This window comes from Streptomyces sp. NPDC024687 (assembly GCF_055559055.1).
On record NZ_JBVHLJ010000009.1, the window covers coordinates 186082 to 211334 of the forward strand.

The window sequence follows — 25253 nt, forward strand, 5'->3', positions numbered from 1 at the left end:
CCGGGAGATCTCCATGACGCGCCGTTTCCTGTTCGTGCTCGGCAGCAGTCGCAGCGACGGCAACACCGAACTGCTGGCCCGCCGGGCCGCCGAGCAGCTTCCCCCTGATGTCGAGCAGCAGTGGATCGACCTCGCGGAGCATCCGCTGCCCGACTTCGAGGATCTCCGGCACGACACGGACCATGTGCGGCCGACGATCGGTCACACGGCACTGCTCTTCGACGCGACGCTCGCGGCGACGGACATCGTGATCGCCTCTCCGCTGTACTGGTACTCGGTCTCCGCGCACGTCAAGCGCTACCTCGACTACTGGTCGGGCTGGCTGCGCACACCGGGCGTCGAGTTCAAGGCGACCATGGCGGGGCGCACGCTGTGGGGTGTCACCGCGTTGGCGCACGAGGAGTTCGAGGTCGCCGACCCGCTGATCGGCACCCTCAACAACTCGGCCGCGTACCTGGGGATGCGCTTCGGCGGGGTGCTCCTCGGCAACGGCAGCAAGCCCGGTGACGTCCTGCGGGACACCGATGCCCTCGCCCGGGCGAAGACCTTCTTCGACCAGGAGGCTCCGCTCGCGCGGTTCCCCTACGAGCAGCTCACGCCGTGATGTCCTTCGCCATGAACCTCGCCCACGCGGCCGAGCCGAACACCGCCGCGTACAGCGCCTGGAGGCCCAGGTTCTTCACCAGGTCGTCCCAGTAGACCGGCTCACGCATGAGGTCGGCGAAGGAGAGCCAGTAGTGGGAGAAGAAGTACGGCTGCAGAGCGTGCAGTTGGGGTATCTGGTCGAGGATCTGGACCGTGATCAGCAGGCCGACCGTCGTGGCCATCGCCGCGATGCCGCTGTTCGTGAGCGTCGAGACGAACAGGCCGAGGGCCGCCACGCCGGTCAGTGACGCGGCCACCACCAGGGCGATCAGCAGGGCTCTTCCCAGGCCCTCGCCGAAGGTGATCTGGGTCCCGGAGATCGTCGTCAGATCGCCGAGCGAGAAGAGGACGGCCCCCACCGTCAGCGCCGAGAGGGCGACCACGAGGGTGGCGACCAGGCAGAACGCCATCACCGTCGCGTACTTGGTCAGCAGCAGCCGGGTGCGGCCCGCCGGGGCGACCAGCAGATAGCGGAGGGTGCCCGCGTTGGCCTCGCCGGCGATCGCGTCGCCCGCGATGACGCCGATGGACATCGGGAGGAAGAAGGGGAGGGTCGCGGCGAGGGCGGTGAAGACGAGGAAGAGGCCGTTGTTGGTGATCTGGGAGATGAACGCGGGGCCTCCGCCACCGCCGGCCGCGTCGCCGTCGCCGGTCTCGATCTTCACCGCGATGCCCACGAGGATGGGGACCGCTGCGAGTACGGCCAGCAGGGCGAGGGTGCGCCAGCGGCGGAACGTGACGTGGAGTTCGTTGCGGAAGAGGGTGGCGCGGAAGGTCGTACGGCGGCCTGCGGCTTGTGGGGGCCGGTCGCGCCCGCGTGGCGGAGCCGCAATTGTTACGGCCCCGCGGCCCTTGTTTTCCTCAGCCTGCGACATCGAAGCCCTCCCCTGTCAGCGCCACGAATGCGTCCTCCAGGGAGGCTCGTTCCATCGCGAAGCCTCGTACTCGTACACCTGCCCCCACCAGTGCCGCGTTGATCTCCGCCAGGTCGCGATCAGGAGGATCGGATGTCACCCGGTCCTCGGCGATGACCACATCACCGACGCCCTGCTCCTTCAGCACCCTCGCCGCGTCCGCCGTGTCCGGCGTCGTCACCACCAGCCTCCCCCTCGCCCCCGCCGCCAGCTCCGCCACCGAACCCTGGGTGATCAGGCGTCCCTGGGCCATCACCGCCGCATGGGTGCAGACCTGCTCGATCTCGTCGAGGAGGTGGGAGGAGAGGAAGACGGTGGTGCCGTCCGAGGCCAGCTCCCGCACCAGGGAACGGATCTCGCGCATGCCCTGCGGGTCCAGGCCGTTGGTCGGTTCGTCCAGGACCAGGAGTCTGCGGGGCTGCAGGAGGGCCGCGGCCAGCCCGAGGCGCTGTTTCATGCCCAGTGAGTACGCCTTCGCCTTCTTGCTGGCGGCGGCCGCCAGGCCCACCCGGTCCAGGGCGGCCGCCACGCGCGCGTTCCGGGTGCGCGGGTCGGCGGTCGGGTCGGCGGCGTCGTAGCGGACGAGGTTGTCGCGGCCGGAGAGGAAGCCGTAGAGGGCCGGGCCCTCGATGAGCGCGCCGACGTGCGGGAGGACGGTCCGGGAGGCGCGCGGCATGGGCCGGCCGAGGACGCGCGCCGAGCCGGAGGTCGGTTCGATGAGGCCCATCAGCATGCGGATGGTGGTGGTCTTGCCCGAGCCGTTCGGGCCGAGGAAGCCGAAGACACTGCCCGCCGGGACGGTCAGGTCGAGACCGTCCACGGCGAGCTGTCCGCCGCGGAAGCGCTTGGTGAGGGCCCGGGTGTGGATGACGCTGTCACCCACACCCTCCGAAGCGGGCTCGTCCGCCCCCTCCGGGTCCGGCTCCGTGGCGGACGGCTGGTCCATCGGCTCCCTCGATTCGTCGTGCTCCGCGGGGGAGCTACTTCCCCGCGTCGGCCGCCTTCACCAGGGCGTCCTTGGTGACCGCGCCGACGTAGACCTTGCCGTCGTCGGTGATCAGGGCGTTGATCAGGCGGGTCTTGAAGACGGTGCCCTGACCGAACTTGCCGGAGACCTTGTCGCCGAGCGAATCCAGGAAGCCGCCGACGTCACCGCCGACCTCGGAGCCGGACGGGACGCCCTGGCCGCCGGTGTCGAAGGTGGCTATGGAGTCCCAGCCGTCCCCGATGACGTTCAGCCCCTCGGGGCCGCCCTTGCCGAGATCGTCGGAACCCTTGCCGGGGCTGTCACCCGGGCCCTTGCGCAGGCCCTCTCGGTGCTCGGGCGCCTTCGTGGCGTCGCCCTCCTCGACCTTCGCCCCCTTCGGCGGGGTGAAGTCGAAGGTCGAGGCGGCCGGCCTGGTGAAGCTGACCTGGGTGAAGCCCGCGTCCACGACGGCCGCGCCGCCGCTCGCCGGCGTCAGCGTGAACTTCAGCGGCAGCCCGGTCTTGGAGTCCACGGCCACGGTGATCTGACCGACCGTCGAGCCGTCGTCCTTGGGCTTGATGACCAGGCGGTAGGCGTCCCGGCCCGCGACCTGCGCGGTGCCCTCCACAGTCACCGACGTGGTCTTGTCGGCGGCCTTGAGGGCGTCCTCGGCGAGGTCCTTGGGTGTGGCCGGGAGCTCTTCCTTCTGCTTGCCCCCGCTCTCGGAGGCCGTGGTGTGGAAGACCGAGTTGGACTTGCTGTCGTAGCCCCAGACGTCCTTGCCGTTGTGGATGAGGCTGTACTCCGCCGCGTTCTCCAGCAGCGAGACCTTCTGCCTGTCCTCGCCGTCGGCCGCGACGCGCAGTGTGTGCGTGCCGGAGGCGAGTTCGGTGAGCTTGGTGGTGGGGTCGGCGGACGAGCCGTCGCCCGAGCCGGAAGGCCCGGCGGCGGAGCCGAGCGAGCTCTCCAGGCCGCCGAGGTCCGGCAGACCGAGATCGGTGGTGATCTTCACGGTGCCGGACAGCTGCTGCACGTCCGACGCGGCGATCTTCTCGATGAGTTCCTGTGCGCTGATCTTCGGCAGGTCGGGGTCGCCGGAGTCGGCGAGCGCCGGGACCAGCCCGATGGTCGCCGCCGCGACTCCCACCACCGTGGCCGGTACGACGTACCGCGCGGCCTTGCGCCGGCGCGCGGAACGCAACTCTTCGGCGTCCGCGGCGGTCACGCTGTCGTCGGATTCGTACGGTGCCATGTGTGCCTTACCTCCGTCGTCGGCGGCGGCTGTCCACTCCCATGCATCCACCCGTAGCCGCCATTCTCACCCGAATCGGTGAGGAGTGGTGTTTTCCGTGATGTCCATCTGACCAAATCGGCCATGAGAATGCGTCAGACCTCGGAGCCAACTCCGTGTACACCTGGGGTATGACACGACATGCCGACGCCCCCTACGACCCGTAGGGGGCGTTCGCTCTGCCGGACAGCCGGACAGCCGGACGGCCGGACGGCCGGCGCTAGCCCGCGCGATGCACCACCGCGTCGCACAGCTCCATCAGCGCCGCCTTCGCGTCGCACTCCCGCAGCGGCGCCAGGGCCGCGCGCGCGTCCTGCGCGTAGCGCACGGTGTCCCGGCGGGCCTGCTCCAGCGCGGGGTGCGTGCGCAGGGCCGCCAGCGCCTCCGCGTGCCGGGCGTCGTCCGCGAGGTCGGAGTCGAGCAGCTCGCACAGGGCGATGTCCTCGGCAAGGCCGAGCCGGGCGGCCCGCTCCCGCAGCCGCAGCACGGGCATCGTGGGGATGCCCTCGCGCAGGTCGGTGCCCGGCGTCTTGCCGGACTCGCGGGAGTCGGAGGCGATGTCCAGCACGTCGTCGGCGAGCTGGAAGGCGACACCGAGGCGCTCGCCGTACTGGGTCAGGACGTCCACGACGGTCTCGTCGGCGCCCGACATCATGGCCCCGAAGCGGCACGAGACCGCGACCAGGGAGCCCGTCTTGCCGCCGAGCACGTCGAGGTAGTGCTCCACCGGATCACGGCCGTCCTGCGGCCCGGCCGTCTCCAGGATCTGGCCGGTGACCAGGCGCTCGAACGCCTCCGACTGCACCCGGACCGCCTCGGGCCCGAGGTCGGCCAGGATGTGCGAGGCGCGGGCGAAGAGGAAGTCGCCCGTCAGCACGGCCACCGAGTTGCCCCAGCGGGTGTTGGCGCTGTCGACACCCCGCCTGACCTCGGCCTCGTCCATGACGTCGTCGTGGTACAGGGTCGCGAGGTGGGTCAGCTCCACCACCACGGCGGACGGCACCAGGCCCGGCGCATAGGGGTCACCGAACTGGGCGGCGAGCATCACGAGCAGCGGCCGAAACCGCTTTCCACCCGCTCGCACCAGGTGCTGGGCGGCCTCCGTGATGAAGGGGACCTCGCTCTTGGTGGCCTCGAGCAGTCCCTCCTCGACAGCCGCCAATCCGGCCTGGACATCGGCTTCCAGAGCCTGGTCCCGCACGCTCAGCCCGAACGGCCCGACGACGGTCACGAGGGGTCTCCTGTCTGCTGGTGTCTACTGGCGGTCACACGGAATGTCGATAGGTCGCTGCCATCACTCAAGTCAGCGTATCCGGTCACCTTTGGATCACCGATAGCGCCCGCCCCGTCCATGCCAGGCGGTATCGGATCACGGCCGGTATGTTTCCGATCATCTGATAAGAGCAAATATCTACCGACTTGTACGGAATCGGCCGCCATCGCGGGACGGACGCGGGGGCAGTGAATCCCACGGGCCGCCGGTTGAACACGAGTTGAGGCTTCTTGCCCCTTTTGCACCTCTTGCGCTCCAGTGTGACTTGACCCACTCATGCGGGCGAACCGGCATGAAACCGGAATCCACCGATCCGCCTTTGCCGGTGCGCGAGTTGAGGCTTGGCGAACGCAAAGGATCAAGTACCTCAAATGCCTCTTACCAAGGTCAATAGGCACCTCATGTGAATTCGCCACTTGTTCCGGACATGTGCTCTCGCATACGTTCCCGGCCTGTCGGGCGGACGCCGAATCCTGCCACCGCCCGTACACCCACCGAGAACCATGGCAGGAGCGGGGGAACCAGGTTGACCGCCGGACCGGGCGTCTTCGGACATACCGGCACGGCTTGGGGTGAAGTCGCGCCTTTCGTAGGCGTGGCCGGGCATCTCCCGCCCGAACCCGACAGCTCACCTCGCAGGCGACGGAGAGGAACTTCACCATGTCCGCTGCCGCTCAGCACCGACGTACTCGCACCAGCCGTCTCGTCCGCAAGCTCGCCGTCGCCGGCACCGGGGCCGCCGTACTCGCGCTCCCCCTCATCGGCGCCACCACCGCGTCCGCGGCCACCCCGACCGTGCAGACCGCCAGCACGCTCGGCTACTCCAACACCCTCGACGGCTGGATCCGGGCCTCCCTCGCCGTCATGGCGGAGCACGGGATTCCCGGCTCCTACGACGGCATCTACCGCAACGTCATCCGCGAGTCCTCCGGCAACCCCTACGCCATCAACCTCTGGGACTCCAACGCGGCGGCCGGCACGCCCTCCAAGGGCCTGCTCCAGGTGATCGACCCGACCTTCAACGCGTACCACGTGGCCAACACCTCGTGGGACCCGTACGACCCGGTGGCGAACATCACCGCGGCCTGCAACTACGCGGCCCAGCGGTACGGGTCCATCGACAACGTGTTCGGCGCGTACTAGGAACTAGGCGTCACGGAACAGTCTTTCGAGGACGACGGCGACGCCGTCGTCCTCGTTCGACAGTGTCACCTCGTCGGCCACGCCCCTGAGATCGGGGTGGGCGTTGGCCATCGCCACGCCACGGGCCGCCCAGTCGAACATGGGGATGTCGTTGGGCATGTCCCCGAAGGCGATCGTCACCTCGGGGCCCAGACCCAGGTGCCGGGCGGCCAGCGCGAGGCCGGTCGCCTTGGTGACGCCGCATGGCTGGAGTTCGACGGTCCCGGGCCCCGACATGGTGACCGTCGCCAGCGAGCTCACCACCGACCGCGCCGTGACCGCCAACTCGTCGTCGGACAGGTACGGGTGGCGCAGCAGCACCTTGCTGATCGGCTCGCACCACAGGTCGTCGCGCCGGCCGACCCGTACGGCGGGCAGGGTCGGGTGGGGCATCAGATAGCCCGGTTCGATGAGCGTGAGCCCCTCGACACCGTCCTGGTCCACGGCCGCGTACACCTGCCCGACCTCGGCCTCGATCTTGCCGAGCGCGGTCTCGGCCAGCTCCCGGTCCAGGGTCATCGACCAGAGCAGACGGTCCGCGCCGGCGTCGTACACCTGCGCGCCCTGTCCGCACACCGCGAGCCCCGTGCTGCCGACTTCGTCGAGCAGGGACCGCACTCTGGGCGCCGGCCGTCCCGTCACGACGAGATGCCGGGCCCCACTCTCCGCCACCCTCGCGAGCGCGGCCAGCGACCGGTCCGAGACGGTGTCGTCGGCGCGGAGCAGCGTGCCGTCCAGGTCGGTGGCGATGAGTGAATATGCGGTGGAGGCGGCCATGATCAGAGAATACGGATGGTTGGCCCCCGCGACTCGACGCGAACCGGACGGCTCCTGCTTTCACATCCGTTGACGGCAGTTCCGGTTCCGGGGGTGCGGCGGCGCGGGACGACCCGCCGGTATGCGCCACGAGACCGGGCAGGCCGGGCCCGGGCATGTCCGTTGCGGCTCAGCCCTGTTGACGCGGCGGGTGGACAGGGAGCGGTGCGCAACGGCCGGGCCGCCGTGCGCCGCGTCACCATGCCTCGCCTCGCCCCCACCTGCGTCGTGCGGGCCCGCCACCGCACCGCGCCTCGGCGGAGCGCTACGCGGAGTCCCGGACCACCAGTTCCGTAGGGAGGATCACTCCGGCGGTGTCCTCGCCCGCGATCTGGGCCAGCAGCATGCGGACCATCTCGGCGCTGATGCGGTCGAAGGGCTGGCGCATGGTGGTGAGGGCGGGGGTGATGGCGGTGGCCGCCGGGGAGTCGTCGAAGCCGCCGACAGCGATGTCCTCCGGGACCGAACGCCCGGCCTGCTGAAGGACGCCCACGACCCCGAGGGCCATGAGGTCCGAGGCGACGAACACCGCGTCCAGGTCCGGGGCCTGGGCCAGCAGACGGCGGGCCGCCCGTTCACCGCCGCTGCGCCGGAAGTCGCCCTCGACGACGAGCGCCGGGTCGTAGGGCAGGCCCGCCTCGGCGAGCACGTCCCGGTAGCCGCCGAGGCGGTCGGGGCCGCCCGGCATGTCCAGCGGTCCGGTGACCATGCCGATGCGGCGGCGGCCGCCCGCGAGGAGATGGCGGACCATGTCCTGCGCACCCTCCCGGTCGGCGGCGGCCACGTAACTCACCTTGGTCCCCCGCCCTATCGGCTTGCCGCAGACCACCAACGGGATCCCCGCGTGGTGCAGTTCGGCCGCGACCGGGTCACCGCTGTGGTTGGAGAGCAGCAGCACCCCGTCGACGTGACCCGAGGTGATGTACCGGGTCAGCCGGCGCCGGTCGTCGTCGCTCTCGGCCAGCATCAGCAGCAACGGGATGTCGTGCTGGGCGAGCCGCTCGGTGCAACCGCGCAGCAGGATGTTGAAGTTGGGGTCCTCGAAGAACTTCTCCTGCGGCTCGGTCAGCAGGAACGCCACCGAGTCCGACCGGCCCGTACTGAGGCTGCGGGCATGCCGGTTGACCACGTAGCCGGTCTTCCTGACGGCGGCCTCGACCGCCCGCCGGGCGGCGGGCGAGACGTAGTGGCCGCCGTTCAGGAAGCGGGAGACGGTGCCCCGCGAGACGCCCGCCTCCCGGGCCACGTCGTGGATGGTCGGTGGCTTGCGGCGTCCGTTCGCGCTGGTGGTCATGTTCCTCGTTCGTGAAAGTGGTCCGGGGCCTCAGGCCTTGACCGCGCCGCTCATCAGGTCCAGCGACCAGAACCGCTGGATCACCAGGAAGAGCCCGATCAGCGGCAGGATCGCCAGCAGACATCCGGTGATGACCAGGGTGTAGAGCGCGGGCTGCGAGGCGCCCTGGGCGAGCAGCGTGTACAGGCCGAGGGTGATCGGAAACTTCTCGTCGTCGGCCAACATGACGAAGGGCAGCAGGAAGTTGTTCCAGATGCCGACGAACTGGAAGAGGAACACGGTGATCAGCCCGGGCATCATCATCGGTACGGCGATCCGCGAGAAGATCCTCCACTCGCTGGCGCCGTCCATGCGGGCGGCCTCCATGAGCTCGGCGGGCACGGACGCGGCGGCGTAGATGCGGACCAGGTAGACGCCGTACGGCGACAGGATCGACGGCAGCAGCATCGACCAGTACGAGTCGGCCATGCCGAGTTTCGACAGCAGCAGGTACTGCGGTACGGCCAGCACGATGGACGGCACCAGGACGCCGGCCAGGATCATCTTGAAGACGGCCTCACGGCCGCGGAAGCTGTAGCGGCCGAGCGCGTAGCCGCCCGCGGCGGAGACCGCGGCGGAGAGCAGGGCGCCGAGACCGGCGTAGAAGGCCGAGTTGGCCATCCAGCGCCAGAAGATGCCGTCGCGGTAGGCGGTGAGGTCGCTCAGGTTCTGGAAGAGGCCGGTGCCGGGGGCGAGGGTGAAGGTGGAGAAGAGCTCCGACCGGTCCTTGGTCGCCGCGACGACCACCCAGGCGATGGGGATCAGGCAGTACAGCGCGCCGAGGATCAGCACGATCGTGGGCACCCAGGCGGTGCGGCCGCCCTTGGGCCTGGCGGTGAGGGTGAGGGGGGTCATGCCCGGTCCTCCCGGGTGTAGCGGTCGGAGATGCGCAGCAGGGTGAAGGAGAGGACGAACGTGGCCAGGGCCAGGACGACCGCGGTGGCGGAGGCACCGTAGATGTCGGACTGGAGGAAGGCCTTGTCGTAGATGGCCATAAGGGGACTCCACGAGCTGGGCAGGCCGTTGGTGAGCGGCTTGAGGGCCATCGGCTCGGTGAAGACCTGGAGGGTGGCGATCACGGAGAAGAAGAAGGTGAGCACCAGGGAGGGCATCACGATCGGGATCTTGATCTTCAGGGCGATGCTCAGATTGGTCGCGCCGTCGATCCTGGCCGCCTCGTAGATGTCCGCCGGGATGGCCCTGAGGGCGGTGTAGATGACGATCATGTTGAAGCCGGTGCCGCCCCAGACCGCGATGTTGGCGAAGGAGAGGTACAGGTTGCCGCCGTCGAACAGGTCGGGCTGCGGGAGGCCGATCTTGTCCAGCAGGTAGTAGAAGGGGCTGACGTCCGGCAGGTACAGGAAGCCCCACATGAGGGCGGCAATGATGCCCGGCACCGCGTACGGCAGGAAGATCATCAGGCGGGCGAAGGACGCACTGCGTGCCTTCGGGGTGTCCAGCATCAGCGCGAACAGCAGCGCGAGGCCCAGCATGGTCGGGATGACGATGAGGCCGTATCCGAAGGCGCGCAGCACGCTGTGGCCGAACTCGGAGTCGTTCAGGACGTCGGTGTAGTTGCCGATGCCGTTCCACACCTGCTCGCGGGCGCCCTTGCCGAGGCCGATGCCCTTGACCCGGACCTTGTGCAGGCTCAGCCAGATCGCGTACCCGATGGGCACGACGGTGAAAGCGGCGAACAGGGTCAGGGTGGGCACCAGGAACCAGTACGGTGCGCTGCGGCCACGGCGGCGGGGGCGGCTGGGGCGGACGGACGGGGCGGTGCCGGTGCCGTCCGCCAAGGGCCCGGCCTCGATGAGGTCGGAGCCCTTGAGCGGAGCGCTGGTCATGCCTCGGTCACCTCGAAGCCCTGCTTCTTCATGTCGCCGAAGGTCTTCGACTGCATGGTGGCGAGGGCGGAGTCGAACTGGGACTCCTTCTTCGCCTTGGTGGCCTTGCCGAAGGCGTCCTGGAAGGTGGTGTAGGCCGTGTTGACGTTGGGGCCCCAGGCCGCGGCGGCGGTGGTCGCGGCGATCTCGCCGGCCGTCGTGTAGAAGTCCGCCTGGTTGGAGAAGAACTCCGGCGTGGTCAGGACGTCCCCGGACTGGCCCTTCGTGGCGGCCGGGTAGATCGCGACCTCCTTGACCAGGGCGGCAAGGGCCTCCGGGTCGGTGTTCAGCCAGTCGGCGAACTTGGCGGCGGCCTCGGCGTGCTTGGAGTCGGTGGAGACGCCGGTGGAGGAACCGCCCCAGCTGCCGGTGACGTTCTCGCCCGACTTCCACTGCGGCAGCGGAGCCATGCGCCACTTGCCCTTGGTGTCAGGCGCGGAGGAGACCAGCACCCCGGGCGCCCAGACGGCCGAGACCCAGGCCAGGTGGGTGCCCTTGTTGAGGGCGTTGTTCCAGGCCGGGGTGTACATCGGCTGGTTGTCGATGACGCCCTCCTGCACGAGCCCGCCCCAGAACTCGGCGACCTGCTTGGTGGCGGCGTCGTCGATGCCGACGGTCCACTTGCCGGCCGAGTCGACGGTCCACCACTTGCCGCCGGCCTGCTGGGCGAGGCCCGCGAACAGACCGGGGTCGTTGGCGGAGAAGGTGGTCAAGTAGGCGTCCGGGACTGCCTTCTTGGCGGCGCGGGCGGTCTCGGCGAACTCCGTCCAGGTCTTCGGGACGGTCAGTCCGTGCTTCTTGAAGAGGTCCTCGCGGTAGTAGAACATCAGCGGACCGGAGTCCTGCGGGATCGCGTAGAGCGCGTCCGAGCCGAGGGTGACCATGCCCCACAGACCCTCGGCGAACTCGGACTTGGTGTCACCGGCGTACTTGGAGATGTCGGCGAGGACGTCGTTGGAGACCAGGGTGGGCAGCGACTGGTACTCGACCTGCATGAGGTCGGGGGCGTTGCCGGCCTTCTTCGCGGTGATCAGCTTGGACAGGATCTCCTGACCGCTGGCCTGCTTGGACACGGTGACCGTGATGTCCGGGTTCTTCTTGTTCCAGATCGCGGCGACCTTCTCCATGTTCGGCGCCCACGACCAGTAGGTCAGCTTGACGGGCCCGCTGCTGTCGCCGGAGTCCTTGTCGTCGCTACCGCCGCAGGCGGCGAGGGTGCTCGTGAGGCCGAGGGCTGTGGCCCCGGCAAGGATGCTGCGCCTGCTGATCTGGCGGCGGTTGATCGACATCTTCATCTCCCCTGACTTGGAACCAGCCGGTCTCGGACATCCGCGTACGCGGCAACCGCCGTGGGGGGAGGTTCTGCGGACGTGACCGAGAGGCTGTGCGCGAGGGCCGCGCGGCTCTGTGATCGTGCACAGTAGAGAATTGTTTCGGCCCCTTGTCAATGGCGGAAGCGTGGGGTTACCTACTTGTTGCCCGCCGATGACAGGGGTGAGGGGAGCGTCGGGGGAGCTGTGCACGATCACAGAAAATGAGGGTTTTCCTTGGTCGTCCGGCGTTTCGCCGGCTCCCCTCACCCCGTTCCCCGATCCGTCCCCCGGCCCGCCCTCGGGCCTCCCCCCGGCCGCTGAGGTCACCGCAGAGCCGGTGACCCCGTGACCGTCCGCGAAAGGACCCTTTGAGATGCGCAGACGCAGTGTTCTCACCGCTGCCGGAGCGGCCGCGCTGGCCGTTCCCGTACTGGGGGCGGCACCGGCCGTGGCGGCGCCCGCCGCCGCTTCGGCGGGCGGCCGGAACCGGCTGGAGATCCGGGGCATCGACATCTCCTCGCTGCCGAAGAACGAGGACCACGGCGCCGTGTACCGCACCGCCGAGGGCCACCGGCAGGACCCGGTCCGCCTCCTCGCGCAGGCCGGCGTCACCCACGCCCGCCTCAAGGTGTGGGTGAACCCGGCCGACGGTTACAACAACAAGGCGCACATCCTGCCGCTGGCCCGCCGCCTCAAGCGGGCCGGGGTCGGCATCTGGATCGACTTCCACTACTCCGACAGCTGGGCCGACCCCGCCCACCAGACCAAGCCGGCCGCCTGGGCGGGCCTGGACGTGGCGGGCCTGACCAGGGCGGTCTACGACCACACGGCCGACGTCCTCGGCGCACTGAAGCGGCAGGGCACCCCGGCTCAGCTGGTGCAGATCGGCAACGAGTTGAACGGCGGCCTGATCTGGCCCGAGGGCAACTGGGAGCACTTCGACAACATGACCGCCTTCCTCAAGGCCGGTCTGAGCGCGGCCCGCGACACCACCCCGCGCGTCCGCACGATCCTGCACCTGGCGAACGGCGGCGACAACGGGCTGTACCGCTGGTGGTTCGACAACGTGGTGTCGTACGGCGTCGACTTCGACATCATCGGGCTCTCCTACTACCCCTTCTGGCACGGCCCGATAGCGGACGCGGCCGCCAACATGGCCGACGTCACCGCGCGTTACGGCAAGCCGTGCGTGATCGCCGAGACGGCGTACCCGTTCACGCTGGAGAGCGAGGACGACGTCAACGACATCATGAACAGCCCCTCGCAGCTGACCGAGGGCTACCCGGCGACGCCCGAGGGCCAGGCCGCCTGGGTGCGCACGGTGGCCGACCTCGCGGCCGGTGTGCCGGGCGGGCAGGGTCTCGGCTACTGCTACTGGGAGGGTCTGTGGACCTACCGCGCGGGCGACGGCTGGGACCCGGCGGACCCGTCCTCGGGCAACGCCTGGGAGAACCTGGCGCTGTTCGACTTCCAGGACAGGGCGCTGCCGGGGTTGCGGACGCTGGGGCGGTATCGGTCCTAGTCCACCGGGTGCGGGGTGTAGTGCGGTACACCGTTCCTAAAGACTGAGCGGGAGTGAGTCCTGTTGCCAGGACCCATGCTCAGCCGGGTGTCCCGAACGGTGGTGGGCACCCTGGTCGCCCGCTTTCGCTCCACGGCCCGGCGGCGCGCATCCGGTGCGCGGTCCGGGAAGGTGGGGGCGGGTTTCCTCACGCCTGCGGGTGTCCGGTCGGTCCTGGACGGTCCGATGCCCCGCACCATCACTCTGGTGGGGCGGGGGCGGTGTCGTCCGTCGCCTGATCGGATGTCCGAGGGCGCGTCGCCCGATCGCGATGCTCGCCGCATCGTGCCGGGAAACCTTGCGGATTGTCGTGATGAGAGGCTGCTCCCAGTGCTGGGCGCCCCAGCGGCTGGTGTAGGCGGGGTCGACCGCCACGACGGCGATGTTCTGTTCGGCGGCCATCGAGACGAGGCGGGCTTTGAGCTTCGCGGTGGGGAAGCGGGAGATGAGGCGGCGGAAACGCTTGTTGCGGCCGTGCTTCTCGCGGCTGGTGCCCTCGGTGAAGTCGAGGTCCTCGATCGCGATCGCGGACGCCCCGCAACGCCGGGTGTAATGGAGCAGCCTGGTGAGGGTGTGCCGGATCTGCGCGTCCCGGTGCTGGGTGCTGCCGGTCAGGTCGTAGAAGAACCGCTGCGGTTCGCCGACCGGGTTGCCGTGCACATCCAACTGCCAGGCGGCGAGGTGGTCGTCGTTCATGTCCACCCCCACCACGCCCCCCGCCAGCGCCGCCTGAAGCGGCAGGACGGGAGCGGCGGCGCGCTGCCAGGATGCGGTGATGTACCAGCGCGCGCGTACCGGGTCGTGGTGGATGCGGTAGGCCACCGCCCGGTTGACGGTGATCCGGTCCAGCCACTCCTGCCCGCGGTGCCGGAACGCCACCGGCGCGTCGAGGACGTAGCGGCCGTGCGGGGCGTTCGCCAGGTGGGCCAGTGGGGCCGGGAGCCTGAGGGAGACCTGTCCGGTGTCGGTGACACGGATCGTCTCGTTGCCGAAGCGTTTGCCCGTTTCCCCGTCAGCGGCCAGGAACATCCGCGCCGCCCGCCACCGCTCCCGCCACGCCCGCGCGTCCAGCCCCGCCGCGTCCAGGTGATGGCGGGTGTTCGCGAGGCGTTTGCCGCCACGCACCACCCGCGCCCGGCCCACCGCCCAGTCCGCCTCCACCACCGCCAGCCGGTCCTTGGGGGTCTGCAGGCGGCGGGATTTGGCATGCCACTCGCCCCGCGAGGCATACCCGCGCGCCAGCCCTGCCGGTTTGTCGGCCTTGGCACCGAGCGGCCGGGCCAGCCGCGCCTCGATGGAGTCGATCTGTCTCCGCAGCCAGGCCATGTGGGCGCCCTGCCCGCGCCGGGCCAGCGCCCACTGGTCATGGGTGGCCTTGGTGATACTGCCCGCCCACCGAGCCGACGACCTCCCCGTCAGCTCCCGCTTGCGCACCGCCCAGGACGCCGCATCATGTGCCGGCCCCTGCCGGGAGCGCTCCGCGAGATCACCGGCCGCCAGCGAACCCAAGTAGACACCGACCTCGGCCAGCACCGCCGCGTCCGCATCCGACACCCGCAGCCGGTCCCGGACCGCCACCCCGGCCGGGCCAGGCACCACGAACGACGCCGCCACCTCCCGCAACCCGCCCACCCGTAACACCCCGCCCTCTGCCGGAGATCCCCGTCCACGGCAGTCAACGAGCAGCATCCGCAAAGGTCACCCATTCGACCCGCGAACTCGCGTTCCCTCCCGAAAGCGCAGGCAGCACACCCCCGCCGGCAGACCCTTCTGGCGCGCAGATGTCCAGTACAGGCACTCACCCACGATCACCAGAAGTCACTTCTGCTAAGTGCAGCGGCAACAGCTCCCAACCCCTCGAAGACCGACGAATCGATCGCCACGATCGACAAGAACATCGACGAGATCAACAAGGGACGACTCGGGCGACAGCGAGGTCGACCAGACCGTCAAGGACCTCGACAAGGCGATCGAGGACTACAACAGGTCCGTCCTCAACGGAGACACCGACCCCGACTCCGCCAGGATCGACGCGGCGGCCGACCGACTGAAGGCCGCGTGCACGTCGTGAGGCCGGGCGAGGGGAGCCTCCGGCGCGGGGGCCCTCCGGCGCGGGGGCCCGCCAGCGCGGGCCGGGGTGACGTCAACGACGCCGGGGCCGGGCGTGCCGGACTCGGGGTGTGCCGGACCCCCGGGGAGTGCTGGGCCCCGCGGCGTGTCGGACCCCGGGGTGTGCCAGCCCGGCGGCGTCAGGATGGGCCGCCCGGGCCCCGCGATGTTGGCGTGGTGCGTCCGGACCCCGCGGCGGTCGGGACGGGCCGCCCGGACCTCGCGACGTCGGCACGGTCCCGCCCGCGCCCCGCCAAGTCGGCACAGTCCGACCTCACCCCGCCAGGTCGGCGTAGTCCGCCGGACACAGCGTCGGCATGGGCCGCGGACACGACGTCAGCGCAGACCGCAGGACACCTCGTCACCACGGACCGCCGGACACCGCGTTGGCATAGCGCTCGGACACAACGCCAGCGCGGACCGCCAGACGCGACGCCAGCGCGGACCGCCAGACATGACGTCCCCCCGGCCCCCCGGACACAACGCCAACGCGGATCACCCGACAGGCCGTTACCACGGACCGCCGGACAGAACCTACCCATGGGCCCCCGCCAAGTGGTGGGCCAGCCTCGGGGAGGCGAACTCCGTGCCGCACACGAAGCGCATCACCGGGCCGTAGGACGCCGCCGCCGGGAGGCCGGTGAAGTACAGGCCCGGTACGGAGGAGACGTATCCGGCGCCGAGCCTGGGCGTGCCCCGGCTGACCGCGAGGGCGGTGCGCAGTTCGTGCCCGAGGAAGTCCATCGCGGCGAGGTCCACGCGGTAGCCGGTGGCCGCGATGATGTGGTCGGCGGCGAGGCGGTCCATGGTCCCGGCGTCGGTGCGGACCTCCAGGCTCGGGTGCCCCCGTGACATGTCCGCCTTGAGGATCCGGTCCACCTCGGTGACCTGGACCTTGCCCTCGAAGCGGTCGCGCAGCCACCACGCGCCGAGCGGGCCGAGGACCCGTCGGACCAGGTAGTGGCGGGCGCCGGCCGGGAGGCGGCGGTAGGGGTGCGGGTAGTAGGTCAGGGCCCACAGCGACCAGGCCCGGCCGAAGGGCGACTCGGGGCGCAGCCTCGGCTGCTTCCACGGCGGTGCGCCGAAGGCCACGCGGCCGCGGCCGCGGGCGACCACCCTGACCCGGGCGCCCGCCTCCGCCGCGAGGACGGCCGTCTCCAGCGCGGACTGCCCGGCGCCGACGACGATCAGCTCCTTGCCGGCGTAGCGGGTGAGGTCGTGGTGCTGGGAGCTGTGGGAGACCGGGCCGGTGGGCGCCGGTCCGTCGGGCAGGGCGGCGGCCAGTTCCCGCGGCAGGTGGGAGAGCCCGGACAGACCGGTGGCGACGACGACCGCCCGCGCGGTGAACGACTCCCCCGAGTCGAGCTTGAGCTGGAAGTCCCCCCGCTCGCCGCGGTCCACGGACACCACCCGCACCTGTTCCAGCCCGGGCACCAGCTTCTGCTGGAACCACTGGCCGTAGGTGATGAAGGTCTCGACGGGGACGATGTCCTGGTCCGTCACCAGCCGGGGGATCCCCGCCGCGTCGCAGTAGTCGACGAGGGTGTGCCCGGGCTGGGGCGCGTCGAGGTTGGAGGCGGCCGGGGTCGATTTGAGGAGCATGCCCGCGGGCATGTGGTCGCGCCAGCTGACCATGGGGTCGCCGAAGACGCGCACGGGAATGCCGCGCGCCCGCAGATGGGCGGCGGTCGACAGGCCGAAGGGCCCGGCGCCGATGACTGCTACCGGTTGGATCACGAAGTCCCTCCCCAGGACGTCACTTCGTCACTTCGTGGTGGTGCCGCTGTTCAACTGGTCCGCTGTACAACTGGTCGTGCTGCCAGGGCGGTTGGCCCGCCACAGCTGATAGAGGTGCCTCGCGCCGGGCCGCACGAAGCGCCCGAGCATGGTGAGGAACGGCAGCGGGTCGTCACCCGCGAACCATGCCAGCTCGGTCCCGCTGGGCCGCTTCGGCGCGTGCGGCGTCGTATAGCCGCTGCGGCGGTAGGCGAGCAGGGCGGGCAGGTCGATGTTCTCCACCACATAGCGGTGACCGGCCCGCTGTTCCCCCTCCGGAACGGCCCGCCCGGTGAGGTCCAGGTGCATGGCGCGGACGACGTCCACCCCCGACTCGCTCTCGAAGAGCCGGAACTGGGCGCCCATGCGGGGGTTGAAGTCGAGCAGTTTGTACTGACCGTCGCGCCGGTCGAAGCGCAGGTCGAGGTCGATGACGCCGGTGTAGCCGATCTGTTTGACGAAACGTGCGGCGAGGTCCGCGAGTTCCGGGTTGTCGACGACGTACGCGTTGGCGGTCATCCCCGCGTGCGGCGGCCAGGAGCGCACCTTGACGCCGGTGAACAGGGCCAGCGGGGTGGAGTTGGCGTCGAAGTAGGCGTGCACGATCCAGTCCTCGGCCTCCTCTCGTGGCAGGTACTCCTGGAGGATCACCCCGGGCCGCTCGCCCCAGTCACGGGCGAGGGCGAGCAGCCGCTCACGGGTGGTGATGCGCGTGGTGCCGTTCACCGCGGGCCGTCGGCGCCGTACGAACGCCTCGCGGTTCTTGGCCACCACCGGGAAGCGGGCCTTCTCGGCGAAGGCCACGATGTCGTCGTACGACTGCGGGAAGGCGGCCTGCGGGCTCGCGATGCCGTGCTCCGCGCACAGTTCGTGCAGGCCCTGTTTGCTGGCCAGCCGGCGGGTGAGGGAGGGCTCCACGCGCGGGAAGAGGAACCGGCCGAAGAGGTCGCGCTGGTGCTCGGCGATCAGGACCGCCGCCTCCTCGTCGGTCGGCACGAGCACGGCGGGGCGGCCGATGCGACGCCCGATCCGGATCAGTCCCTCGACCAGCCGGCCGGGGTCCTCGGTGCCGGTCGTCGGCCAGACGAACGCGCGCGTGAGGTACCGGGAGGCGGCCGCGGGTGTGTAACGGTCCTCCGTGATGGCGTACATGGGCACGCCGAGGCGGCCCAGACTGCGGATCGCGCCGACTCCGCCGTGGTGCAGCGGGTAGTCGCCGAACTTGACGATCAGGGCCGGTACCTCACGGTCGGCCTCGAATGGCACCCTGCTCGCGCTCCTGGCCACGGTCCCCCCACGCGTCCCCCCACGGACGCGATCCCACCCATCCCGTCCGTGCTCGCAAAGGACGCTAAGCCGGAATGGAAGCCTCCGACCGCCCCTTAACGGGACATTGCTAACTCTTTAGCCACATCGCCAGCCCTTTGGGCACTCCCGTGACCGGCGACTCGGCCGTAACGTGTGGCGCGACCACCCGGACCGCACCGTGTGCCCCGACCACCTGGCCGGTACGGCACGCGCGAGAGTGAGGCAGCACCCCATGCCCCCCTTCGTTGGCCCCTTCGACGTGCCCGAGGGCGACCCCTTCGGCCCGCACAATCTTCCCTACGGCGTCTTCTCGCCGTCGGGTTCGGCCGACCGGACCGTCGGCGTCCGGCTCGGCGACCAGGTCCTCGACGCGGGCGCGGCCGCCGCGGCCCTCGGCTCGCCGTACGTTTCCCTGCTCGCCCGGCCCTCCCTGGACGCGCTCCTCGCCGCCGGCCGCACGGCCTGGTCGGACGTGCGGCGCGCGCTGACCGCGTGGGTGACGGTGCCGGCGCACCAGGAGGCGATCGCGGGCTTCTTCCACCCGCTGTCCTCGGTCGACCTCCACCTCCCCTTCGAGGTCGCGGACTACGTCGACTTCTACGCCTCCGAGAACCACGCGCGAAACGTCGGCCAGATCTTCCGCCCCGACGCCGCCGACTCCCTGACCCCCAACTGGAAGCACCTGCCGATCGGTTACCACGGCCGCGCGGGCACGGTGGTGGTGTCGGGCACGGATGTCGTACGGCCTTCAGGGCAGCGGAAGGCCCCTGCCGACGCGGCTCCCGTCTTCGGGCCGTCCGTGCGGCTGGACATCGAGGCGGAGGTCGGCTTCGTGGTCGGGACGCCCTCGGAGCTGGGCCGGCCGGTCGGGCTCGGTGACTTCCGGGAGCACGTCTTCGGGCTGTGCCTGCTCAACGACTGGTCCGCGCGGGACATCCAGGCCTGGGAGTACGTCCCCCTCGGCCCGTTCCTCGGCAAGTCCTTCGCCACCTCGGTGTCGGCGTGGATCACCCCGCTGGACGCGCTGGAGGAGGCCCGGGTGGCGCCGCCGGAGCGGACCCATGACCTGCTGCCGTATCTGGACGACACCGCTGCCGACGTGGAGCCGGGCGGCTACGACCTGCGGATTTCCGTCGCGATCAACGGCCACGTGGTGTCGGAGCCGCCGTTTTCCACCATGTACTGGACGGCGGCCCAGCAGTTGGCGCACATGACGGTGAACGGGGCCTCGCTCAGGACGGGCGACCTGTACGGCTCGGGCACGGTGAGCGGGCCCTCGGCGAACGAGCGGGGGTCGCTCCTCGAGCTGACCTGGAACGGACGGGACGCGCTGGAACTCCCCGACGGCAAGCGGACGTTCCTCGAGGACGGGGACGTGGTGACGCTGTCGGCGTGGGCTCCCGGTCCCGGCGGGGTCCGGGTCGGCCTGGGGGATGTGGTGGGACGGGTGGTGTCCGGGGACGTGTGAGGTGTCGTGTGAGGTGTCCGGAGCTGTTCGAGTCCTGCCGCGGGAGGTCCGCTCACGGCATACTGGCGACGGGCGGCATACGTGGACGACGTGTCGACCGCCCTGCAGCGCCTCACCGCACAGTCCCACCGCACAGCCCCACCTCCCCTGTCTCCGATCAGGATGCGGAGCCCGTGGCATGACACTCTGCCTGCTCCTGCTGAGCACCGTCGCCGTGGCGGCCGCCGTGCCGGTGCCACGCGCGCTCACCCGGGCCGCCTGGCCCGAACGGGAACCGGTGGTCGGGCTGTGGGTGTGGCAGTGCCTGGTCGCCACGGTGCTGCTGTCCTGCCTGACCGCGCTGGTGCTGGGCACGGCGGCCGTCTTCCACACGGTCCGCGACCATGTGTTCGCCCCGGCCCCGCCGGCCGTGACCGCGGCGTACGACCTGTCGGCCGCGCCTCTCTGGGCGGTCGCCGCGACTCTCCTGCTGGCGGCCGGGGCCGCGTGGACCACGGCGATGCTGGCCCGTGAACTGGTCGAGGCCCGGCGGCGCCGGGGCCTGGCCCGTGAGCATCTGCGCGAGCGCGCGCCGGATCTGCCGGCCGGGCTCGGGGCGGTGACGCGCGGCCCGCTGCTGGTGCTGGAGGACGAGTACCCGGATGCGTGGTGGATGCCGGGGAGCCCGCCGCAGCTGATCGTGACGACCGGTGCGCTGCACCGGCTGACCGACCACCAGCTGGACGCGGTCCTCACCCACGAGCGCGGGCACGCGCGGGCCCGCCACGACTGGCTGCTCCACCTCTCGACGGCACTGGCCACCGGGTTTCCGCGGGTGCCGCTGTTTGCCCACTTCTGCGACCAGACGCACCGGCTGGTGGAGCTGGCTGCGGACGACACGGCGTCACGGCGATGCGGTCACCTGACGACGGCCCTGGCGCTGATCGAGCTGAATCAGCATCGGGGGGTGCTGTCGTGCGCCTCCAGTCATCGGTTGCTGGGTGAGCGGGTGGACCGGTTGCTGGAGCCGCCGCCGCGGTTGCTGCGGAGGCAGCGGGCGCTGACGTCTGCGACGGCTGCGCTGGTGCCGTTGTTGCCGTTGCTGATCGTTTTTGGGCCCGGGTTGTCTGCGCTGGCGTAGGGGCAGTGGGGTTGTGTTTCGACTGCGGGCCGGTGGGGGCTGGGCGCGCAGTTCCCCGCGCCCCCGAGTAGGTTCACCCTCGCCTACTGCCCTGCACAGGTGGCACATCTCACCGTCCCGCACCTGAAACCGCAGGTCAGGCGCCGATCCGTCACACCGTCAGGTGGCGCAACAATCCGGCAACACTGGTTTTCCTACCGGCTCGGTATGGTTCCAGCCATGCCATCCACCGACCGTATCCGGGACCACGCGGGGCAGGGCGCGACCACCGTCGCCGCCCGCGCCCGGCGCCGGCTGCGTGCGGACCAGGCGCGGCAACTCGCCGATCTCCTCCGGCAGCAGGTCCTCACCGGCGGCTTCGAGAGCGGCACCCTCCCCCACGAGACGACCCTCGCCGCCGACTACGGCGCCTCCCGCAACACGGTCCGCCAAGCCCTGGACCTGCTCCGCGCGGAAGGTCTGGTGGAGCGCCTCCCCGGCGTCGGCACCGTGGTCGTCGGCCAGAAATACCCCCACGGCCTGGACCGTCTGATGGGCCTCGCGGAAACCCTGCGCGAACACGGGACGGTCACCAACGAGGTCCGCACCATGGGCCCCGCCCCCGCTCCGCACCCGGTGGCCCAGCGCCTCCAGGTCGATCCCGGCACCGACGTCCTCTACATAGAACGTCTGCGCCGCCTGAACGGCTTGCCCCTCTCCCTCGACCTCACCTACATCCCGCTCGACCTCGGCACCGCCCTGCTCGGCGCCGACCTGGAGAACACCGACGTCTTCCGCCTGCTGGAGACGATCACCGGCCAGGGTCTCGGGCACGCCGAGATCACCCTGGAGGCGGTGAACGCGGACGCGCACTCCGCCGCCGTACTGGAGGCCCCGCGCGGTGCGGCCGTCCTGATGCTGGAACGCCTCACGCACCTCGCCGACGGCCGCCCGGTCGACCTGGAGTTCATCCGCTTCCGCGGCGACCGCATCACCATGAGCGGCCTGCTGCACCGCTCCCTCTGACCTCTTTTCCGAGCCGTTTCCTGGAGACAGCCATGCCCTTGGTGCCCCAGCGGGCCGACGTGCCCGTGACCATCGACGAGTCCAAGTGCATCGACGGCTGCACCCTGTGCGTGGACATGTGCCCGCTGGACTCGCTGGCCATCGACAACAGCAGCGGCAAGGCCTACATGCACGTCGACGAGTGCTGGTACTGCGGCCCGTGCGCGGCCCGCTGTCCCACCGGAGCCGTCACGGTCAACATGCCCTATCTGCTCCGGTGAGAGGCCCAGAACTCCCATGAAACGCACACCACTCGCAGCTCTCGCAGCACTCCTCCTGCTCCCCCTCACCGGCTGCGGCGGCGACGCGGCGGCCGGGGACGGCGGCTCCACGGTCACCGTCACCGTCGGCTACCAGTCGAAGACCATCAACACGGTCACCGCCGGCACCCTGCTGCGCTCCCTCGGCTACTTCGAGAAGGAGCTCAACTCCCTGCACGACGGCAAGACCTACAAGGTCGACTGGCAGGACTACGCCACGGGCGCCCCGATCACCGCCCAGATGACCGCCGGGAAGATCGACATCGGTTCGATGGGCGACTTCCCGCTCCTCATCAACGCGGCCCGCGGCAAGCAGCTCGGCAAGCCCACCCACCTGGTCTCGGTCACCGGCTACAACCTCCGCGGCGGACTCAACACCATCGTCACCTCCCCCGGCTCGAAACTGGCCTCCCTCGCCGACCTCAAGGGCAAGAAGGTCTCCACCAGCGTCGGCTCCGCCGCCGACGGCACCCTCGTGCGCGCTCTCCAGCGGGCCGGCATCGACCCCGACAAGGGCATCGAGAAGCTCAACCAGCAGCCTGCGGTGGGCGCTTCGGCCCTGGCGGCGGGCAGCACGGACGCGCTCTCCCAGTTCGTCGCCTGGCCCGGACTGCTCACCTACCAGGGCAAGGCCAGGGCCCTGTACGACGGCGCCGAGCTGAACCTGCCCACCTTCCACGGCGTCACCGCCCGCGAGGACTTCGCCACCAAGCGCCCTGCGGTCCTGGAGGCGTTCCTGAAAGCCCAGGCCGAGGCCACCGACTACCTCAACGACCACCCGGTCGCCGCCGCCGAGTCGGTCGCGAAGGCCACCGGCCTGCCCGCCGAGGTCGTCTACCTCTACAACGGCGCCCACGGCATCGCCACCTTCGACCCGGCGGTCAAACCGCAGCTGGTCTCCGCGCTGAAGCAGGACGTCTCGGTGCTGAAGGCGGCCAAGCTCACCGGTGACATCGACGTGGACTCCTTCGTCGACGACCAGTACGTCAAGAAGGCCCTCGGAGCCGGCTACGCCCAGCGCCTCGCCGCTGCTCCCGCCGCCTCGGCGAGCGAGGTCTGGCCCAAGGGCGCCTCCTCGACCCGGAGCTTCAAGACGCCGGCCGAACTCCTCTCCTACGTCTCCACGCACAGGGACGGCGTCCGCGCCGCCTACGTCCCCGACGCCGGCACCGGCACCCTCTGGTTCGCCGACAAGGCGGTCTGGGTGGCCGACGGCACCCAGCTCCTGCCCTTCGTCGCCCCGGAGACCGCGCGGGCCTACGTCTCGGCGCACGGCGGCGCCCGGGTCGTCACATACGCCGACGCGCTGGAGCAGGCGTCATGAGCCGGCCCCTGCCGGTGGCCGGCCGGTACGCGCTGCGGGCGGCCTCGCTGGGGATCGCCCTCGGCGCGTGGCAACTGCTGACCAGCCTGGACATCGACCTGTGGCTGCGCTTCTCGCAGTTCCCCACGGTCGCCGACGTGGCCCGCGCCTTCGCCGACCGGCTGTCCGGCCCCGACTACTGGACGGACCTCATCGACAGCCTCACCCGCATCCTCACCGGCTTCCTGCTCGCCGCCGTGCTCGGCGTGGCGACGGGCGTGCTCGTGGCACGCTCCCGCCTCGCCGAGGACCTGCTCGGGCCGGTGCTGGAGGTCGTCCGGCCGATCCCCGCGATCGCCCTCGTCCCGGTCGCGATCCTGCTGTTCCCCTCCAACGAGCAGGGCATCGTCTTCATCACCTTCACCGCCGCCTTCTTCCCCGTCCTGGTCTCCACCCGGCACGCGGTCCGCGCGCTGACCCCCGTGTGGGAGGAGGCGGTGCTGACCATGGGCGGCGGCCGGTGGCGGATCCTCGCCTCGGTCGTCCTGCCGGGCGCCCTGCCCGGCATCTTCGGCGGCCTGTCCGTCGGCATCGGCGTCTCGTGGATCTGTGTGATCTCCGCCGAGATGATCTCCGGCCAGTACGGCGTCGGCTACCGCACCTGGCAGGACTACACCGTCGTCAACTACGCGGGCGTCTTCGTCGGCATGGTCACCATCGGCGTCCTCGGCTGGCTGACCTCCACCGCTGTGGAACTGCTGGGGCGCCGGCTGACCCGCTGGCTGCCGCGGACGTCGTACGTCGCCGGGGCCCGGCCAAGGACACCGCGCGCCGCGGCCCGGCCCGCGCCCCTGAGCAAGGCACCCGAACCCGAGGCCGAGGAGGCACGCGATGAGCACCTCGTCTGACACGCTCTTCGACACGGCGGCCCAAACCCCGTCCGCCGCAGGCGGCACCCGCCTCACCCTCCGGGAGGCAACGCTCGGCCGACCGGACGCCCCCGTGGTCACCGGCGTCGACCTGGACATCGCCCCCGGCGAGATCCTCACCGTCGTCGGCTCCTCCGGCTGCGGCAAGTCCACACTGCTGCGCACCCTGTCCGGCCTCCTCCCCCTGCTCTCGGGCGAGGTCGCCCAGGACGGCCGGTCCCTCACCGGCCCCGGTGCCGAACGCGCTCTGGTCTTCCAGGAGGACGCCCTGCTGCCCTGGCGCACCCTGCGCGCCAACGTCGAACTCCCGCTGGCCATCAAGGGCCTGTCGCGCACCGAGCGCCGCGCACAGGCCGAGTCCTGGCTGGACCGGGTCGGACTGGCCGACCACGCCCGGCACTTGCCGCACCGCGTCTCCGGCGGGCAGCGCCAGCGCGCCCAGCTGGCCCGCGCCCTCGCGGGAGCACCCCGCGCCGTCCTCATGGACGAACCCTTCGGCGCCCTCGACGCCCAGACCCGCGCCGGCATGCAGGACCTGCTGGTGGACGTGCTCCGGGGCACGGGCGCGACCGTCGTCTTCGTCACCCACGACGTGGACGAGGCACTCTTCCTCGGCGACCGCGTGGCGCTCCTCGGAGGCGGCCGCCTGACCGCCGTACGCGAGGTGCCGCGCCCGCGCGACCGTACGGCGCTCGACGATCCCGCGCGCGTGGCGCTGCGGCGCGACGTCCTCTCCTCGCTCGGAACCTGAAAGG

Annotated in this window: 22 protein-coding genes and 1 riboswitch; of the genes, 10 read left to right on the top strand and 12 right to left on the bottom strand. The window is 70.7% G+C overall.

Annotated elements, in window-relative coordinates:
* Positions 1-13: 13 nt before the first annotated feature.
* Positions 14-604: a flavodoxin family protein gene (locus tag ACZ39I_RS31685; RefSeq protein WP_467248345.1), complete on the top strand. Its 591-nt coding sequence runs from the start codon at positions 14-16 to the stop codon at positions 602-604.
* On the opposite strand, the gene ACZ39I_RS31690 is transcribed toward ACZ39I_RS31685, so the two are convergent.
* The 4 genes from ACZ39I_RS31690 to ACZ39I_RS31705 form a co-directional block, all read right to left on the bottom strand.
* The gene (locus tag ACZ39I_RS31690) at positions 594-1520 is read right to left on the bottom strand and encodes an ABC transporter permease (RefSeq protein ID WP_467248347.1); all 927 of its coding nucleotides are present in this window, start codon (positions 1518-1520) and stop codon (positions 594-596) included. The genes ACZ39I_RS31685 and ACZ39I_RS31690 overlap by 11 nt on opposite strands.
* Entirely contained in the window at positions 1507-2505 is a 999-nt protein-coding gene (locus ACZ39I_RS31695; RefSeq protein ID WP_467248349.1) for an ABC transporter ATP-binding protein, read from the bottom strand. Before ACZ39I_RS31695 ends, ACZ39I_RS31690 begins: the two co-directional genes overlap by 14 nt.
* Positions 2506-2539: 34 nt before the next feature.
* Complete coding sequence (locus tag ACZ39I_RS31700) at positions 2540-3778, bottom strand: LolA family protein (RefSeq protein ID WP_467248351.1); 1239 nt, start codon at positions 3776-3778, stop codon at positions 2540-2542.
* Positions 3779-4037: 259 nt separating this feature from the next.
* A complete protein-coding gene (locus ACZ39I_RS31705) occupies positions 4038-5048 on the bottom strand; it encodes a polyprenyl synthetase family protein (RefSeq protein ID WP_467248353.1) in 1011 nt (336 codons plus the stop codon).
* A 524-nt stretch (positions 5049-5572) separates the two neighbouring features.
* A riboswitch (cyclic di-AMP (ydaO/yuaA leader) is annotated at positions 5573-5747 on the top strand.
* A 3-nt stretch (positions 5748-5750) separates the two neighbouring features.
* Here ACZ39I_RS31705 and ACZ39I_RS31710 point away from each other — a divergent pair.
* Complete coding sequence (locus ACZ39I_RS31710; protein WP_352390655.1) at positions 5751-6233, top strand: transglycosylase SLT domain-containing protein; 483 nt, start codon at positions 5751-5753, stop codon at positions 6231-6233.
* Positions 6234-6236: 3 nt separating this feature from the next.
* On the opposite strand, the gene ACZ39I_RS31715 is transcribed toward ACZ39I_RS31710, so the two are convergent.
* The 5 genes from ACZ39I_RS31715 to ACZ39I_RS31735 all read right to left on the bottom strand — a co-directional run bounded on the left by ACZ39I_RS31715 (position 6237) and on the right by ACZ39I_RS31735 (position 11602).
* Positions 6237-7049 carry an HAD family hydrolase gene (locus ACZ39I_RS31715; RefSeq protein WP_467248356.1) on the bottom strand — a complete coding sequence of 271 codons (813 nt, stop codon included), beginning with the start codon at positions 7047-7049 and terminating at the stop codon, positions 6237-6239.
* Positions 7050-7353: 304 nt separating this feature from the next.
* On the bottom strand, positions 7354-8382 hold the full coding sequence (locus ACZ39I_RS31720) for a LacI family DNA-binding transcriptional regulator (RefSeq protein WP_403655677.1): 1029 nt from the start codon (positions 8380-8382) through the stop codon (positions 7354-7356).
* Between the two features lie 30 nt (positions 8383-8412).
* Positions 8413-9276 (bottom strand): carbohydrate ABC transporter permease, encoded by an 864-nt coding sequence (locus tag ACZ39I_RS31725; protein WP_403655679.1) that lies wholly within the window; start codon positions 9274-9276, stop codon positions 8413-8415.
* The gene (locus ACZ39I_RS31730; protein WP_467248358.1) at positions 9273-10268 is read right to left on the bottom strand and encodes a carbohydrate ABC transporter permease; all 996 of its coding nucleotides are present in this window, start codon (positions 10266-10268) and stop codon (positions 9273-9275) included. Before ACZ39I_RS31730 ends, ACZ39I_RS31725 begins: the two co-directional genes overlap by 4 nt.
* Positions 10265-11602 carry an ABC transporter substrate-binding protein gene (locus tag ACZ39I_RS31735; protein ID WP_467248359.1) on the bottom strand — a complete coding sequence of 446 codons (1338 nt, stop codon included), beginning with the start codon at positions 11600-11602 and terminating at the stop codon, positions 10265-10267. The genes ACZ39I_RS31730 and ACZ39I_RS31735 overlap by 4 nt, the downstream gene beginning before the upstream one ends.
* 391 nt (positions 11603-11993) lie before the next feature.
* Here ACZ39I_RS31735 and ACZ39I_RS31740 point away from each other — a divergent pair, with 391 nt between their 5' ends.
* Positions 11994-13142 (top strand): glycoside hydrolase family 53 protein, encoded by a 1149-nt coding sequence (locus ACZ39I_RS31740; RefSeq protein WP_467248361.1) that lies wholly within the window; start codon positions 11994-11996, stop codon positions 13140-13142.
* Positions 13143-13178: 36 nt separating this feature from the next.
* Here the strand turns inward: ACZ39I_RS31740 and ACZ39I_RS31745 are convergent, their stop codons facing one another.
* The 3 genes from ACZ39I_RS31745 to ACZ39I_RS31755 form a co-directional block, all read right to left on the bottom strand.
* Positions 13179-14870 (bottom strand): nuclease/transposase family protein, encoded by a 1692-nt coding sequence (locus ACZ39I_RS31745; RefSeq protein WP_467248362.1) that lies wholly within the window; start codon positions 14868-14870, stop codon positions 13179-13181.
* Between the two features lie 954 nt (positions 14871-15824).
* Complete coding sequence (locus tag ACZ39I_RS31750) at positions 15825-17027, bottom strand: FAD-dependent oxidoreductase (protein WP_467248363.1); 1203 nt, start codon at positions 17025-17027, stop codon at positions 15825-15827.
* 27 nt (positions 17028-17054) lie between these two features.
* On the bottom strand, positions 17055-18332 hold the full coding sequence (locus tag ACZ39I_RS31755) for a carboxylate--amine ligase (protein ID WP_467248365.1): 1278 nt from the start codon (positions 18330-18332) through the stop codon (positions 17055-17057).
* A gap of 274 nt (positions 18333-18606) precedes the next feature.
* Here ACZ39I_RS31755 and fahA point away from each other — a divergent pair, with 274 nt between their 5' ends.
* The 7 genes from fahA (at position 18607) to ACZ39I_RS31790 (ending at position 25249) form a co-directional block, all read left to right on the top strand.
* Complete coding sequence (fahA, locus tag ACZ39I_RS31760) at positions 18607-19842, top strand: fumarylacetoacetase (protein ID WP_467248367.1); 1236 nt, start codon at positions 18607-18609, stop codon at positions 19840-19842.
* A 178-nt stretch (positions 19843-20020) separates the two neighbouring features.
* Positions 20021-20962 (top strand): M56 family metallopeptidase, encoded by a 942-nt coding sequence (locus ACZ39I_RS31765; protein WP_467248368.1) that lies wholly within the window; start codon positions 20021-20023, stop codon positions 20960-20962.
* Between the two features lie 219 nt (positions 20963-21181).
* Positions 21182-21967, top strand: coding sequence for a GntR family transcriptional regulator (locus ACZ39I_RS31770; RefSeq protein WP_352390667.1), 786 nt, complete (start codon positions 21182-21184; stop codon positions 21965-21967).
* A gap of 32 nt (positions 21968-21999) precedes the next feature.
* Complete coding sequence (locus tag ACZ39I_RS31775; RefSeq protein ID WP_007383981.1) at positions 22000-22227, top strand: 4Fe-4S dicluster domain-containing protein; 228 nt, start codon at positions 22000-22002, stop codon at positions 22225-22227.
* Between the two features lie 16 nt (positions 22228-22243).
* Positions 22244-23590: an ABC transporter substrate-binding protein gene (locus ACZ39I_RS31780; protein ID WP_467248370.1), complete on the top strand. Its 1347-nt coding sequence runs from the start codon at positions 22244-22246 to the stop codon at positions 23588-23590.
* On the top strand, positions 23587-24477 hold the full coding sequence (locus ACZ39I_RS31785; RefSeq protein ID WP_467248371.1) for an ABC transporter permease: 891 nt from the start codon (positions 23587-23589) through the stop codon (positions 24475-24477). Before ACZ39I_RS31780 ends, ACZ39I_RS31785 begins: the two co-directional genes overlap by 4 nt.
* Positions 24461-25249 carry an ABC transporter ATP-binding protein gene (locus tag ACZ39I_RS31790; RefSeq protein ID WP_467248373.1) on the top strand — a complete coding sequence of 263 codons (789 nt, stop codon included), beginning with the start codon at positions 24461-24463 and terminating at the stop codon, positions 25247-25249. The genes ACZ39I_RS31785 and ACZ39I_RS31790 overlap by 17 nt, the downstream gene beginning before the upstream one ends.
* Positions 25250-25253: the final 4 nt, after the last annotated feature.

Bases quoted from the DNA above. Each gene is read 5' to 3' on its own strand.
- ACZ39I_RS31700 (WP_467248351.1), bottom strand. From the start codon at position 3,778: ATGGCACCGTACGAATCCGACGACAGCGTGACCGCCGCGGACGCCGAA.
- ACZ39I_RS31770 (WP_352390667.1), top strand. From the start codon at position 21,182: ATGCCATCCACCGACCGTATCCGGGACCACGCGGGGCAGGGCGCGACC.
- ACZ39I_RS31780 (WP_467248370.1), top strand. From the start codon at position 22,244: ATGAAACGCACACCACTCGCAGCTCTCGCAGCACTCCTCCTGCTCCCC.
- ACZ39I_RS31730 (WP_467248358.1), bottom strand. From the start codon at position 10,268: ATGACCAGCGCTCCGCTCAAGGGCTCCGACCTCATCGAGGCCGGGCCC.
- ACZ39I_RS31740 (WP_467248361.1), top strand. From the start codon at position 11,994: ATGCGCAGACGCAGTGTTCTCACCGCTGCCGGAGCGGCCGCGCTGGCC.
- ACZ39I_RS31785 (WP_467248371.1), top strand. From the start codon at position 23,587: ATGAGCCGGCCCCTGCCGGTGGCCGGCCGGTACGCGCTGCGGGCGGCC.
- ACZ39I_RS31690 (WP_467248347.1), bottom strand. From the start codon at position 1,520: ATGTCGCAGGCTGAGGAAAACAAGGGCCGCGGGGCCGTAACAATTGCG.
- ACZ39I_RS31710 (WP_352390655.1), top strand. From the start codon at position 5,751: ATGTCCGCTGCCGCTCAGCACCGACGTACTCGCACCAGCCGTCTCGTC.
- ACZ39I_RS31695 (WP_467248349.1), bottom strand. From the start codon at position 2,505: ATGGACCAGCCGTCCGCCACGGAGCCGGACCCGGAGGGGGCGGACGAG.
- ACZ39I_RS31715 (WP_467248356.1), bottom strand. From the start codon at position 7,049: ATGGCCGCCTCCACCGCATATTCACTCATCGCCACCGACCTGGACGGC.
- ACZ39I_RS31720 (WP_403655677.1), bottom strand. From the start codon at position 8,382: ATGACCACCAGCGCGAACGGACGCCGCAAGCCACCGACCATCCACGAC.
- ACZ39I_RS31765 (WP_467248368.1), top strand. From the start codon at position 20,021: ATGACACTCTGCCTGCTCCTGCTGAGCACCGTCGCCGTGGCGGCCGCC.
- fahA (WP_467248367.1), top strand. From the start codon at position 18,607: ATGCCCCCCTTCGTTGGCCCCTTCGACGTGCCCGAGGGCGACCCCTTC.
- ACZ39I_RS31725 (WP_403655679.1), bottom strand. From the start codon at position 9,276: ATGACCCCCCTCACCCTCACCGCCAGGCCCAAGGGCGGCCGCACCGCC.
- ACZ39I_RS31685 (WP_467248345.1), top strand. From the start codon at position 14: ATGACGCGCCGTTTCCTGTTCGTGCTCGGCAGCAGTCGCAGCGACGGC.
- ACZ39I_RS31775 (WP_007383981.1), top strand. From the start codon at position 22,000: ATGCCCTTGGTGCCCCAGCGGGCCGACGTGCCCGTGACCATCGACGAG.
- ACZ39I_RS31745 (WP_467248362.1), bottom strand. From the start codon at position 14,870: ATGCTGCTCGTTGACTGCCGTGGACGGGGATCTCCGGCAGAGGGCGGG.
- ACZ39I_RS31735 (WP_467248359.1), bottom strand. From the start codon at position 11,602: ATGAAGATGTCGATCAACCGCCGCCAGATCAGCAGGCGCAGCATCCTT.
- ACZ39I_RS31790 (WP_467248373.1), top strand. From the start codon at position 24,461: ATGAGCACCTCGTCTGACACGCTCTTCGACACGGCGGCCCAAACCCCG.